10 protein-coding genes are annotated in these 13245 nt (G+C 63.3%); 5 read left to right on the top strand and 5 right to left on the bottom strand.

Features of this window, described 5'->3' with window-relative positions; genetic code table 11:
• Positions 1 to 25 precede the first annotated feature (25 nt).
• The 3 genes from NZ453_RS01200 to coxB are packed head-to-tail and all read right to left on the bottom strand — an operon-like array spanning position 26 to position 3676.
• Positions 26 to 871, bottom strand: a complete 846-nt coding sequence (locus NZ453_RS01200) for a cytochrome c oxidase subunit 3 (RefSeq protein ID WP_263768443.1) — start codon at positions 869 to 871, stop codon at positions 26 to 28.
• Between the two features lie 23 nt (positions 872 to 894).
• Positions 895 to 2478: a cytochrome c oxidase subunit I gene (gene ctaD, locus NZ453_RS01195; RefSeq protein ID WP_263768442.1), complete on the bottom strand. Its 1584-nt coding sequence runs from the start codon at positions 2476 to 2478 to the stop codon at positions 895 to 897.
• A gap of 16 nt (positions 2479 to 2494) precedes the next feature.
• Positions 2495 to 3676, bottom strand: a complete 1182-nt coding sequence (gene coxB / locus NZ453_RS01190) for a cytochrome c oxidase subunit II (protein WP_263768441.1) — start codon at positions 3674 to 3676, stop codon at positions 2495 to 2497.
• 152 nt (positions 3677 to 3828) lie between these two features.
• Between coxB and NZ453_RS01185 the strand changes: the two genes are divergently transcribed.
• On the top strand, positions 3829 to 4452 hold the full coding sequence (locus tag NZ453_RS01185; protein ID WP_263768440.1) for an SCO family protein: 624 nt from the start codon (positions 3829 to 3831) through the stop codon (positions 4450 to 4452).
• A gap of 51 nt (positions 4453 to 4503) precedes the next feature.
• Here NZ453_RS01185 and NZ453_RS01180 read toward each other — a convergent pair whose 3' ends face one another.
• On the bottom strand, positions 4504 to 5886 hold the full coding sequence (locus NZ453_RS01180) for a sensor histidine kinase (protein ID WP_263768439.1): 1383 nt from the start codon (positions 5884 to 5886) through the stop codon (positions 4504 to 4506).
• Complete coding sequence (locus tag NZ453_RS01175; protein WP_263768438.1) at positions 5883 to 6539, bottom strand: response regulator; 657 nt, start codon at positions 6537 to 6539, stop codon at positions 5883 to 5885. The genes NZ453_RS01180 and NZ453_RS01175 overlap by 4 nt, the downstream gene beginning before the upstream one ends.
• Before the next feature lie 88 nt (positions 6540 to 6627).
• On the opposite strand from NZ453_RS01175, the gene NZ453_RS01170 reads away from it, so the two are divergent.
• From NZ453_RS01170 to NZ453_RS01155, 4 genes are all read left to right on the top strand, one after another.
• On the top strand, positions 6628 to 7311 hold the full coding sequence (locus NZ453_RS01170) for a hypothetical protein (RefSeq protein ID WP_263768437.1): 684 nt from the start codon (positions 6628 to 6630) through the stop codon (positions 7309 to 7311).
• A 132-nt stretch (positions 7312 to 7443) separates the two neighbouring features.
• Positions 7444 to 8865 (top strand): efflux transporter outer membrane subunit, encoded by a 1422-nt coding sequence (locus tag NZ453_RS01165; RefSeq protein WP_263768436.1) that lies wholly within the window; start codon positions 7444 to 7446, stop codon positions 8863 to 8865.
• Positions 8866 to 8894: 29 nt separating this feature from the next.
• Positions 8895 to 10049 (top strand): efflux RND transporter periplasmic adaptor subunit, encoded by a 1155-nt coding sequence (locus NZ453_RS01160; RefSeq protein ID WP_263768435.1) that lies wholly within the window; start codon positions 8895 to 8897, stop codon positions 10047 to 10049.
• Between the two features lie 10 nt (positions 10050 to 10059).
• The gene (locus NZ453_RS01155) at positions 10060 to 13158 is read left to right on the top strand and encodes an efflux RND transporter permease subunit (protein WP_263768434.1); all 3099 of its coding nucleotides are present in this window, start codon (positions 10060 to 10062) and stop codon (positions 13156 to 13158) included.
• The last annotated feature ends 87 nt before the right edge of the window (positions 13159 to 13245 follow it).

The raw sequence follows: 13245 nt of genomic DNA, 5'->3' as shown, positions 1-13245 counted from the left end.
AGAGCGGGGAAATAAGTACGCATGCCTAGATCCAATAGACGAAAACGAAAAGGAGCAGCCAGACGACGTCTACGAAATGCCAGTACCAAGCCACGGCCTCAAACGCAAAATGCCGGTCGGGCGTGAAATGCCCCGCCATCGCCCGCAGCAGGATGATCGTCAGCATGACGGTGCCGAGCAGCACGTGAAAGCCGTGGAATCCCGTCAGCATGTAGAACAACGCGCCGAAGATGCCGTCGCGGATGCTGAACGCGGCCTCCGCATATTCGTGGATTTGCAGCCCGAGGAAGAGGGCCCCGAGCAGCACGGTCAAGGCCAGCCCCAGCTTGAGTTGCGCCTGGCGCCCTTTCTGCAGTCCCCAGTGAGCCCACGTCACGGTGGCGCCGGAGGACAGAAGGATCAGGGTGTTCAACGCCGGGATGCCCCAGGCGCCTACCGGCGTGATCGTCTTGTTCAACCCCGGACCGGCGCTCGGCCAAACGCCTTCGAAGTTCGGCCACACCAAATCCGCGTGCCCGAGCGAAGGCAGGGTAATGAGCCTCACGTAGAACAAGGCGCCGAAGAGCCCGGAGAAGAACGCCACCTCGGAAAAGATGAACCAGGCCATCCCCCATCGGAACGATGTGTCGACCTGATCGGAATACTTTCCGGCGAGGCTCTCCTTGATCACGGTGCTGAACCAACCGAAAAGCATGGTCGCCAGGATCGCTACGCCGGCCCCCATCACATAGGGGCCGGCGGCTACCTTGCCAAGGTAGAGCACGAACCCGGCGGCGAGCGTGAGCAGCGCGATCGACCCGACAATCGGCCAGATCGACGACGAGGGAACGTAGTAAACGTCGGTGTGGTGCGTTTGCGTGGGTGATTGCATGGCTTGACTCCGGATACCGGTACCTACTTCACAAGCGGCGGCGTGACGAACGAGTGGTATGGGGCCGGCGAAGGCAGCGTCCACTCCAATGTATCGGCGCCGTCCCACGGCCGGGCTGGGGCGGGCGCTCCGCCGCGGACGCACTTGACGACCGTATAAAGGAACAGCAACTGGCTGGCGCCGAGCAAGAAGCCGCCGATACTGGCGATCATGTTGAAATCGGCGAACTGCAGCGCGTAGTCCGGAATACGGCGGGGCATGCCGGCCAGCCCGAGGAAGTGCATCGGGAAGAACGTGATGTTGAAGGCGATCGCGGTCAGCCAGAAGTGGATCTTGCCCAGGCGCTCGTCATACATATGGCCGGTCCATTTCGGCAGCCAGTAGTAGACGCCGCCCATGATCGCCATCGCCGATCCCGAGAACAGGACATAGTGGAAGTGGGCAACGACGTAATAGGTATCCTGCAATTGAATGTCTACCGGGACGAGGGCCAAAACGAGGCCGCTGAAACCGCCGATGGCGAAGAGGATGACGAACGCCAGCGCGAACAACATCGGCGTCTCGAAGGTGATCGCCCCGCGCCACAGCGTCGATATCCAATTGAAGACCTTCACGCCCGTCGGCACGGCGATGAGCATCGTCGTGTACATGAAGAAGAGCTGACCGGCGACCGGCATGCCGGTCGTGAACATGTGGTGCGCCCAGACGATGAACGAGAGGAAGGCGATCGAGGCCACCGCATAGACCATCGAGACATAGCCGAACAACGGCTTGCGTGAGAAGGTCGGGATGATCGTCGAGATGATTCCGAAGGCCGGCAGGATCATGATGTACACCTCCGGGTGACCGAAGAACCAGAAGAGGTGCTGGTACATCACGGCGTCGCCGCCGCCGGCCGCGTCGAAGAAGTGGGTGCCGAAATTGCGATCCGTGAGCAGCATGGTGATCGCGCAGGCAAGCACGGGCATGACGGCGATGAGCAGGAAGGCCGTGATGAACCAGGTCCACACGAAGAGCGGCATCTTCATCAACGTCATGCCGGGTGCGCGCATGTTGAGCACCGTGGTGATGATGTTGATGGCCCCCATGATCGACGAGATACCCATGAGGTGCACCGAGAGGATCGCCATGTCGTAACCGATTCCGCCCTGAATGAATAGCGGCGGATACATCGTCCACCCGCCGCCGATCGATCCGCCGGGAACGAAGAACGTGGAAATGAGCAGGAGCCCCGCGGCCGGCAACAACCAGAAACTCCAGTTGTTCATACGTGGGAAGGCCATGTCGGAAGCCCCGATCATGAGCGGGATCTGCCAGTTGGCGAAGCCGACCAGCGCCGGCATGATCGCGCCGAAGATCATGATCAGGCCGTGCATCGTGGTCAGCTGATTGAAGAACCCTGGCTGAAAGAGTTGCAGTCCCGGCTGGAACAGCTCGGCCCTTATCATCATCGCCAGCGTGCCGGCGAAGAAGAACATGAACAGGCTGAACCACAGATAAAGCGTGCCGATGTCCTTGTGGTTCGTGCTCGCGATCCAGCGCATGATGCCGGTAGGCGCGTGTTCGTGATCGTGTCCGTGCGTGTCCGTGGCGGTAGCGGTGTACATGGATCGGGCCTCCTCGTTACTTCTTGCGCGCGGCGATTTCGGACGGTTGAACGGCGTCGCCAACCTTGTTGTTCCAGCTATTGCGTTCGTAGGTAATTACCGCCGCGAGATCGAGATTCGAGAGCTGCGGACCGAACGCCGCCATGGCAGTCCCCGGTTTTCCGTGGAGCACGATGTCCATGTGACCCGCCTTGTCGCCGGTGGCAATTTTTGAACCCGAGAGGGCGGGGAAGGCGCCGGAAATGCCCATGCCGGTTGGCTGATGACAGGCGGCGCAGTTGGCGGCATAAACCTTCTCGCCCCTGGCTTTCAGTTCGTCGAGCGAGTAGGTCTTGCCGGACGCCTCTTCGGCGGCCGCCAGTTGCGTCTTCTGGTCTTGCATCCAAGTCGCGAATTGCTGCGGAGGAACGGCTTCGACCACAACGGGCATATAGGCGTGGCCTACGCCGCACAGTTCGGCACACTGACCGCGGTAGGTTCCCGGCTGTTCGACCTTGAACCAAGCATCCCGAATGAAACCTGGAATGGCATCTTGTTTGACGCCGAGCGCCGGGACCCACCAGGTGTGGATCACGTCGGCCGCGGTGAGCACGATGCGGACCTTGCGTCCCGTAGGTACGACGAGAGGCTTGTCGACCTCCAGAAGATAATGCTCGTTCTTTTGCTGCTTGCCGGCGATTTGCTCGTTGCTTGTCGCCGAATTGCTGATGAAGCGTATGCCGTCGCCGAGATATTCGTACTCCCACTTCCATTGGCGGCCGGTGATCTTGATCGTCAGATCTTCCTTGCTCGTGTCCTTCATTTGCACCACGAGTTGTGTGGCGGGCCAGGCCATGCTGACGAGAATGAGCACCGGGATGATGGTCCAGATCCATTCCACCAGCGTGTTGTGGTGAAACTTGGCGGGCTCGTGCCCTGCGGACTTGCGATGCCGGACAAGCGCCACACCCATCGGTACGAGGACGATGATGAAGATCACAAAGCAGATCCAAACGATCAGGGTGTGCAGGTCATAGACCTGGTTGGCGAGGCCCGTGGCTGGGGTCTGCAAATTGACGGCGTAGTCTGCGCGGGCGGGGAGCGCCGAAGTAAGCAACGAAAGGAAGAGCAGGGCGGGCGCCGATGCCGGCCGGGAACCAACGGCGCGGCAGGGCAGACAAACGGAAACTTGCCGGTTGGAGCGAAGATTCTGTGCCAAGTAAATCCCTCCTGCACGTACGGATGTTTGCGTTGCGGGTAAGCCTCTGACCCTTTCCATGACAAAAGTTCATCGTCGGAAGATGACACGGAGTTTTGTGGCGGTCGTCGCGAAACCCAGGCACAAAGGCCCTTCCGGCATTAAGGTTATGCATGTGGCGTGCGCTGATTCTGGTCGTTCTCACACTCCTTGCCGGATGTGTTGAACGCGAACCTGTCACTTCGCCGACGACAGCGTCGACGGCGAAACGTGTGCCGTTTCTCAATACCGATATCAGCGGATCGCCGGTCGGCAATTCGCTCGCCGGATTCCGCGATCATTACGGCCATGAGCGCAGCCTCGCCGACTTCCGCGGCAAGAACGTGATGATCTTCTTTGGTTACACCGCGTGTCCGGATGTTTGTCCGACCGCGCTGTCGCGGGCGGCGCAGGTCATGAAGGAGCTGGGGCCGGACGCCGAGCGACTGCAAGTCATTTTCGTCACGCTTGACCCGGAGCGCGATACGACCGAGAAACTGGCGGCGTACGTGCCGTGGTTTGATCAGCGCTTCGTCGGCCTGTCAGCCGACGCGGCGGCGACGGCAGAAGCGGCCAAGGCATTCAAGGTCTATTACGCCCGTCATGACGCGGGGGGCGGGATGAACTATACGATCGATCACTCGTCCGGTTCCTACGTATTCGACTCCGCCGGACGCATTCGCCTGTACGTGAAGGACGACGCTACGCCGGAGAGTATCGTCGAGGACTTGCGAGCTCTTGAAACTGAGCGGGGGTGAACAGGCGATGGATCGGCGCGGCGAACTGATAGGCGCGGGTGTTTCGCCGGGTTATTGACCCAGCCGGAATGTCGCGACGAACGCCACGCCGCGGCCATCGATGCCGTCGGCAACGCTGATGGTTCCGCCCAGACCCTGCACGGCCTTGGCCACGATAGCGAGGCCGATGCCCGTGCCGGCCGCGTCGTGGTTGCGCCCCCGATAGAAGCGTTCGAAGATCTGGGGCCGGTCCTCGACTGGCACGCCCGGACCGTCGTCCGCCACGCGCAGCACGGCATGCTCCGGCGTCAGGGAAAGTGACACGGCCACCCGGCCGCCTGTGTGGACGTAACGCAGTGCGTTATCGACCAGATTCTGGACGATCGAGTGCAACGACACCCGGTTCATCGGTATCACGGCGCTCTCCGGCGCGTCGAGCGAGAGATCGATATTGCGCTTGAGCGCCATCGGCGCCATTTGGGCGAGCAGACTTTGCAAAAAGGCCGCGACGTCCACCGGCGTCTTTTCGAGCGCTCGCTGTTGATCGAGTGAAGCAAGCGAGAGCAGTTGTTCCGAGAGGTGCGAGGCGCGCTCGATCGCCTCGCGCAACGACTGCGCCGCCAGCGCACGGCTCGCCGGATCCGCGGCGTTGGCCAGCACATGCCCTTGCGTTCCGATGACGGCGATTGGCGTTCTCATCTCATGTGCTGCATCGTGAATGAAAGCGCGTTCCCGCTCCAGCCGCCCGCGCAACCGGGCGAGCAAGCTTTCGATGGCCCCCGTCACGCGTTCCAGTTCCACGTATTTCATGCCGAGATTGAGCGGCGACAGGTCATCGTCGCTGCGTTTAGCCAGGCGCTCGCTGAGCTCGCTGAGCGGCCGCAAACCGGTACGGATCGCGATCCAGAGGGGTAACAGAACGAAAGGGAAGGAGATGAGCAGTTCCGGGACGAGGTCGTGCACGATCACGGCAATGAGCACATGCTCCGGAATCGACGGGATGCCGAGGCGCAGATGCCAACGCTCGTTGGCGAAGGCGTGCACACGGTATTCGCTTCCGCCGACGCGGTAGTCGATGACCTGGCCCGCTGTCCCGGGGGCAAGGATGCCAGGCAGATGCGAAGCATAGAGCAGCCGGTCGTTGGCGTCCGCCAGTTGGAAAAACACGCCTCCGGGATGTCCCTCGTTGCTGAGATGCGAGTCGCGGAGCGACGCGTTGAACTGCGCTTCCATCGCGCGCACGATCGAAACCGCCTGCGCCTCTTCTTCGACCTCTTGCAGGATCGATATCAGGGTTCGTCCGGCGCGTGACCAGTCTCCGCTGGTGTTCTGCATGTCCGCATAGAACTGATGGACGGCTTTGCCGGTCAGGACGGCGCCGGCAATAAAGAAGGCGACGACGAGGGCGAAAAAGACGCGCCGGGTCAGGCTGGGTGAGAAAAGCAGGGACCTCATGAACTCAGCATGTAGCCTACGCCGCGTACGGTACAGATGCGGCGCGCGCCGATCTTGCGCCGCAAGTTCGAAACATGGACTTCCACCGCGCCGGCGTCGAGCGGGTCGCCAAGCGGATTGAGACGTTGCGCCAGTACGCTCTTCGGCAGCACGTTGCCATGCTCGCGCGCCAATTCGACGAGCAATTGGAACTCGCGTAACGACAGGTCGAGCGGCTGGCCGGCGATGCTCGCCCGGTGCCGCCGCGGTTCGATGCGCAAGGGGCCGAATTCCCAGACCTCGGAGGACTGCCGTGCGGCACGCCGGACCACGGCACGGACGCGCGATACGAGTTCCTGCATCGCGAAGGGCTTCATGATGAAGTCGTCTGCACCGCCGTCGAGGCCTTCGACACGGTCCTCCAGTGCGGTACGTGCGGTGATGACGATCATCGGCAAATCCACGCCGGCGCCGCGCCAGCGACGCAGCAAGTCCATGCCCGATCCGTCGGGCAGGGTGAGGTCGAGAAGCGCGCAGTCATAGTCGGAGGAGTCCGGCGCATGTGGCGCGTCCGCGCAGCGGCGATACCACTCGCTGGTCATGCCTTCGACCTTCAGCGCGCGTTGCAGCGCCATCCCCAGGTCCAGATCGTCTTCGATGATCAAAAGATGCATGCCGCAATTATCCCGCAAACATCCTTAAGCTTCGCCAAAGCTTGGCCTTCCTATACTGCGCCCTCCTTTAACCCGATAGGACAACAACATGACAAGCGTGAAAGGAATCTCGACCGCCCTAATGATCGGAACGGTGCTCGGTGCGCTGCTGCCGACGCATAAGGCGCAGGCGCAAACCACGGCCAATGCCTCGGACGACACGTTCTTCGCGACCTTGGGTACCGGTGCCAGCATCGGTTACGGAAAACGCTTCAACGACCGTTGGGGTGGGCGGGTGATGCTCAACTCCGGAATCAAAGCCGACCTCGACGACGAGAAGATCCACGGCAACAAATACGATGCCAAATTCAAAAGCGGGCCGGGTATCGGCGTGCTCGCTGATTTCTATCCGATCAGCGGCAGCGGCTTCCGTGTCAGCGGCGGCACTTTTGTTGCCCGGCACAAAACGGAATACGACGGGGGAGCTAACGCCTACACGTTCAACGGACATAGCTATTCTTCGGCACAAGTCGGACAACTCGAAGGCGAGACGAAATATCGTTCGATCGCCCCCTATCTCGGCATCGGTTGGGAATCCGGGACGTCTTCCTCCGGATGGCGCTTTACCTCCGACCTAGGCGTCAAATACCTCGGCAAGTCGAGCAGCAAGCTCGAAGCGAGCGGTTCGGCCACGAACGCGATGCTTCGCCAGGACCTCGCCGTCGAACGTAAGCGGTTCAAGGACGATGCGGCGGAGCTCGTCGTCAACGTCGGCGTTTCCTATGCCTTCTGAGCGTCAAAAGTCGCGCCGCCGTTATCGGAACGGCGGCGTATTCACTTCCTATTGACTTCCAACTCCAATCAGTATCTTTACCCCAAGCGCATGAGGTAGAGTTACGTATTTTTCGCAACACCTACCCGCGCCATGAAACTCATGCAAATCGTTGGCCGGACGGCTGGCGTCGGCGTGGCCTTGCTCCTCTGCGGATGCGCGGTCGGCCCGGACTATGTACGCCCCGACGCCTCGGCACCGACGCGCTGGCAAGCGCCCGTGCCGCACGACGGCAAACCGGCGGATCTCGTCGACTGGTGGAAACAATTCGACGATCCGACGATCGCCGAATTGATCGAAGCGGCCGAGCACGACAGCCCCACGCTGGCACAGGCATTGGCGCGTATCGAGCAGAGCCGTGCCGGCGTGACGGCGGCCCGCTCGGCGTTGTTCCCGAGCGTCGATGGCAACGCGAGCCGTACCAAGAGCGGCAACCATCCCGTGACTTTCGAGCAGACGATCACGCGCGGTTCGCTCGACGCCGCCTGGGAAATCGATCTCTTCGGCGGCAACCGGCGTGGCAGTGAGGCGGCGCAGGCGCGTTTCGAAGGCAGTCAGGCGGCCTGGCACGACGCGCGCATCTCGCTCGCGTCGGAAGTCGCGCTCGAATACGTCAATCTGCGCAGTTGCGAGGCCCGCTTCGCGGACGCGGTGAACGACGTTGCATCGCGCCGGGCTTCGGCACAGCTGACGCGGCAGAAAGTCGGCGCAGGTTTCGCGGCACCGTCCGACGGCTCACTGGCGCAGGCGAGCGCCTCCGAAGGAGCGACGCGCATGCTGGCGCTGCAGGTGGAGTGCGGCCTGTCCGTCAAATCCCTCGTGGCCTTGACCGGCTTGGCGGAGCCCGAATTGAGGCAGAAGCTTGCCGTGCGCGAAGGCCGCCTGCCGCAGCCGGCCTCCCTGGCTGTCGATGAACTGCCTGTGCGTATCGTCAGCGCGCGCCCTGACGTGGCGGCCGCCGAGCGAGCGCTGGCGGCAGCGAGCGCCGATATCGGCGTGGCCGAGGCGGACCGTTATCCGCGGCTCAGCCTGCTCGGTTCCATTGGGCGCCAGCATCAGACGGTTGATGGCGTCGAGGCGAGCGGGCGTGTCTGGTCGTTTGGCCCCACGCTTTCGCTGCCCATCTTCGACGCGGGGCGGCGGGCGGCGAATGCGGACGCGGCCCGCGCGCGCTACGACGAGGCGCTGGCCGGTTACCGCGCCGCGGTGCGCCGGGCGGTGCGTGAGGTTGAACAATCCTTCGTCCGGCTCGCGGATGCGGCGGAGCGCGAGGCCGAAGCGCGCAGCGCCGCCGACCGTTACGACGAAGTATTCAAGGCTGCTGAGGAGCGCTGGCGGGTCGGTCTCGGCTCGCAGCTCGATTTGGAAGATACCCGCCGGCTGGCGATCGCGGCGCGCAGTCAACACGTTGGCGTGCGCGCCGAGAACATCGCCGCCTGGATCGGCCTCTACCGCGCCGCGGGCGGTGGGTGGTCCGCCGAGACAGAACCGACGAAAGCGACGAAAGCGAACTGAACACCGCAAATGACGAAGAGAACGAAAAAATGAGCGTGTTGCGAATCTCACGATCCACCGTCCTTCCCGTGCTGGCCATAATCGGCGGTCTCGCGGCTCTGACCGTCCCCTTCCTCGGCGGCGCCGAGGAAAAGCCGTCGACCCCGGCACGGGCGGCGCTGACGGTGACCACGGTGAAACCGACGGCGGCCGATTGGCCGCAGAAGCTCGCCGCGAGCGGCAGCATCGCCGCCTGGCATGAAGCGAGCGTGGGCGCCGAGATCGGCGGGCTGCGCCTCGTCGACGTGCCGGTGAACGTCGGTGACCGTGTCAAGAAGGGTCAGGAGCTCGCCCGTTTGCAAAGCGAAACGACGGCCGCCGAGCGCGACCAGACGCGCGCCAGCATGGCGGAGGCGGAAGCGTCCCTCGCCGAGGCGCGGGCCAATGCGGATCGCGCCCGGCAGATCGAAGCGAGCGGTGCGCTGAGCGCCCAGCAGGTCGCGCAATACCTCACGGCCGAGACGACGGCGCGGGCGCGTGTCGAAGTCCTCAAGGCGCGACTGAAGGCCGATGAGATTCGCCTCGCGCAGACACGCATCCTGTCGCCCGACGACGGCACGATCTCGGCGCGTTTTGCGACGCTGGGTGCCGTCGTGCAATCCGGCCAGGAATTGTTCCGGCTCGTGCGCAAGGATCGGCTTGAATGGCGCGCCGAGCTGCCTTCGGCCGACCTGCTGCGCGTCAAAGCCGGTATGACCGCCAGCGTTGCGATCGGCGGCAAGGACGTGTCGGGCCGCGTGCGCATGGTGGCGCCGACGCTCGATCCGCAAACGCGCAAGGGCATCGTCTATGTAGACTTGGATACGAAGAGCGGCGCCAGCGCCGGGATGTTCGCGAGCGGTGAAATTGAAATTGGCCGCGGCAAGGTGCTTACCGTACCGCAGACAGCCGTGCTGCTGCGCGACGGTTTCAGCTACGTGTTCCGCATCGGTCCCGACAACCGAGTGATCGAGACCAAGATCGAGATCGCGCAACGGCGCGGCGATCGCGCCGCCATACTGAGCGGGCTCGACGTCGGCGTGTCGATCGTCGCCACCGGCGTTGGCTTCCTCGCCGACGGCGATCTCGTCCGCGTTGCCGATGCGGCGGGTGCAGCGGGGAACAATCCGGCGTCAGCTCCGGCGCCCACGGCAGCGGGCAAGTGAGGTCGCGGCGATGAACGTTTCCGCCTGGTCGATCCGCAACCCGATTCCCGCGGTGTTGTTGTTCATGATGTTGACGCTCGTCGGCCTGATGAGCTTCCGCTCCATGAAGATCCAGAACATGCCCGACATTGACCTGCCGATGGTCATCGTCAATGCCTCGTTGCCGGGCGCGGCGCCGGCGCAGCTCGAAACCGAGGTGGCGCGCAAGATCGAGAACTCGGTGGCGTCGTTGCAGGGAATCAAGCACATCTACACGATGATCCAGGACGGCACGGTCATCGTGACCATCGAGTTCCGTATCGAGAAGGATACGCAGGAAGCGCTCGACGACGTGCGCGATGCCGTGCAGCGCATCCGCTCGGACCTGCCCGGCGACCTGCGCGATCCGGTAATCACCAAATCGAATATCGCGGGCACGCCGGTACTCACGTATACGGTCGCGTCGGATCGCATGGACGAGGAGTCGCTGTCGTGGTTCGTCGACCACGATGTGGCCAAGGCGATGCTCAGCGTGCGCGGCGTCGGCGCCGTTTCGCGCGTCGGGGGCGTAACGCGGCAGGTACGCGTCGAAATCGATCCGGACCAATTGCTCGCCCTCAACGCGACCGCGTCCGACGTCTCGCGCCAACTGAGGCTTGTGCAGCAGGAAGCGTCGGGCGGGCGCACCGACGTCGGCAGTTCCGAGCAATCAGTACGCATGATCGCCACCGTGCAGACGGCGGCCGACCTTGGACGCATGGAAATCCCGCTGTCCGACGGCCGACGTATCCGTCTCGATCAAGTGGCGAAGGTCGAGGATTCGATCGCCGAACGGCGCTCGGCCGCGTTCCTCAACGGCCAGCCCGTGGTCGGCTTCGAAATCGTGCGCAGCCGCGGGGCGGGCGAGGTCGATGTGATGCACGCCGTGCGCGCACAACTCGAGAAGCTCAAGGAGAAGCATCCGGACATCAAGGTCGACGAGGCATTCAACTTCGTCGATCCCGTGGTCGAGAACTACGAAGGCTCGATGTCGCTGATGTACGAAGGGGCGGCGCTCGCCGTGCTCGTCGTCTGGCTCTTCCTGCGCGACTGGCGGGCGACATTTGTGTCGGCCGCGGCGCTGCCGTTGTCGATCATCCCCACGTTCTGGGCCATGGAACGCTTCGGGTTCACGGTGAACGGCGTCACCTTGCTTTCGCTCTCGCTCGTTGTCGGTATCCTGGTTGACGACGCGATCGTCGAAATCGAGAACATCATCCGCCATCTGCGCAGCGGCAAATCGCCCTACCAGGCGGCCATGGAAGCGGCTGACGAAATCGGCCTCGCGGTGATCGCCACGACCTTCACGCTGATCGCCGTTTTCTTGCCGACCGCGTTCATGACCGGCATCGTTGGCAAATTCTTCGTGCAGTTCGGTTGGACGGCGGCGATTTCGGTGTTCTTCTCGCTCGTTGTCGCGCGCATGCTGACGCCGATGATGGCGGCTTATACGCTGAAGCCCACCACGCGAGCTCATGAGGAAGCGCGCTGGGAACGCCTCTACATGCGCTGGGCGCAGTGGTGCCTCAAGCACCGGGTAAAGACGTCGATCGCCGCCGTCGTATTCTTCTGCGGTGTGCTTTTCGGCCTGACGCCGTTGCTGCCTACCGGCTTCATACCTCCAGATGACCTGTGGCAGACGCAAGTGGCGTTGACCTTGCCGCCCGGCAGCACCTTCGAGCAGACGTTGCAGAAGGTGAAGCAGGCGGAGTCCATCGTAGGCGCCAGCCCCCAGGTGCGGACGATCTACACGACGATCGGCGGTGGCGCTTCCGGCAGCGATCCGTTTGCGCCGCAGGGGGCGTCCGAGGTGCGTAAGGCGACGTTGACGGTCAACCTGACGCGCCGGCAGGAGCGCCGCGGGATCAGCAAGCAGGACATCGAAGGCGAATTCCGGAGCGGCCTTGAGGCGCTGGTCGGCGTTCGCGTGCGCGTCGGACTTGCCGGCGGCTCGGAGAAGTATCAGTTGGCAATATCGGGCGATGACGGCCGCCTGCTGCTCGAAACGGCGCGCAAGGTCGAGCGCGATCTGCGCACCATCCCGGGCATCGGGAATGTGACCTCGAACTCGAGCCTGGTTCGTCCCGAACTCGAGATCCGTCCGAACTTTGCGCGCGCCGCCGATCTCGGCGTCACGTCGGAGGCGATTGCCGACACGTTGCGGGTAGCGACTTCTGGCGACTACGACCAGTCGCTCGCCAAGCTCAACCTTTCGCAGCGGCAGATCCCGATCGTCGTGAAACTGCGCGACCAGGCACGCGAAGACCTCGGCGTGGTGTCGCGCCTGACCGTACCCGGCAGTCACGGCCCGGTGCAGTTGGCGACGATCGCAGATATCTCTCTGGTCGGTGGCCCGGCACAGATCGACCGTTATGACCGCTCGCGCAATGTCACGATCGACGTCGAACTCAACGGCGTGCCGCTCGGTACCGTGGAGGAAATCGCGGCGCATCTGCCCAGTCTGCAAGACCTCCCGCCCGGCATCACGAAAACGGCCATCGGCGACGCCGAGGCCATGGGCGAGCTGTTCGAAGGGTTCGGCCTCGCCATGCTGACCGGCGTCTTCTGCATTTACGTGGTGCTCGTGCTCCTGTTCAAGGACTTCGTGCAGCCGGTGACCATCCTCGTGGCTTTGTTGCTGTCCGTGCCCGGAGCGATCTTCGCGCTCTTCATCACCCACACGGCACTGTCGATGCCAGCGATGATCGGCCTTATCATGCTGATGGGCGTGGCGACGAAGAATTCCATCCTACTCGTCGAATACGCAATCATGGCGCGTCGCGACCGCGGCATGACGCGCTGGGAGGCCTTGCTCGACGCGTGCCACAAGCGGGCGCGGCCCATCGTAATGACCACGGTGGCGATGGGCGCCGGCATGTTCCCGATCGCCATCGGCTTGGGCACCGACCCCAGCTTCCGTTCGCCGATGGCGATCGTCGTCATCGGCGGGTTGATCACCTCGACCTTCCTCAGCTTGCTCGTGATTCCGGTGGTCTTCACCTACGTGGACGACGCGCGTGGCTGGATCGTCGGCCTACCGGCGAGGATTCGCAGCGCGCGTGCGCGGAAGAGGTCGCTGAGTTCGTCCTGACGCTCGCAACTCTGCGGCGGAAGCGGCTTAGGGGGAAAGAGCGGCCTTGGCGCCCGCGACCACGAAGGTGCGGCAAGGCGTCTTGAA

Origin of the sequence: Propionivibrio soli, from assembly GCF_025770765.1 — a bacterium.
GTDB lineage: Bacteria > Pseudomonadota > Gammaproteobacteria > Burkholderiales > Rhodocyclaceae > Propionivibrio > Propionivibrio soli.
The sequence above is the reverse complement of the archived record's forward strand: the minus strand, read 5'-3'. Positions and strand labels throughout refer to the sequence as shown.

What these genes read in the sequence shown, in the direction of transcription:
- NZ453_RS01200 (WP_263768443.1), bottom strand. Translation starts at nt 871, where the DNA reads ATGCAATCACCCACGCAAACGCACCACACCGACGTTTACTACGTTCCC.
- ctaD (WP_263768442.1), bottom strand. Translation starts at nt 2,478, where the DNA reads ATGTACACCGCTACCGCCACGGACACGCACGGACACGATCACGAACAC.
- NZ453_RS01185 (WP_263768440.1), top strand. Translation starts at nt 3,829, where the DNA reads ATGTGGCGTGCGCTGATTCTGGTCGTTCTCACACTCCTTGCCGGATGT.
- NZ453_RS01180 (WP_263768439.1), bottom strand. Translation starts at nt 5,886, where the DNA reads ATGAGGTCCCTGCTTTTCTCACCCAGCCTGACCCGGCGCGTCTTTTTC.
- NZ453_RS01175 (WP_263768438.1), bottom strand. Translation starts at nt 6,539, where the DNA reads ATGCATCTTTTGATCATCGAAGACGATCTGGACCTGGGGATGGCGCTG.
- NZ453_RS01170 (WP_263768437.1), top strand. Translation starts at nt 6,628, where the DNA reads ATGACAAGCGTGAAAGGAATCTCGACCGCCCTAATGATCGGAACGGTG.
- NZ453_RS01165 (WP_263768436.1), top strand. Translation starts at nt 7,444, where the DNA reads ATGAAACTCATGCAAATCGTTGGCCGGACGGCTGGCGTCGGCGTGGCC.
- NZ453_RS01160 (WP_263768435.1), top strand. Translation starts at nt 8,895, where the DNA reads ATGAGCGTGTTGCGAATCTCACGATCCACCGTCCTTCCCGTGCTGGCC.
- NZ453_RS01155 (WP_263768434.1), top strand. Translation starts at nt 10,060, where the DNA reads ATGAACGTTTCCGCCTGGTCGATCCGCAACCCGATTCCCGCGGTGTTG.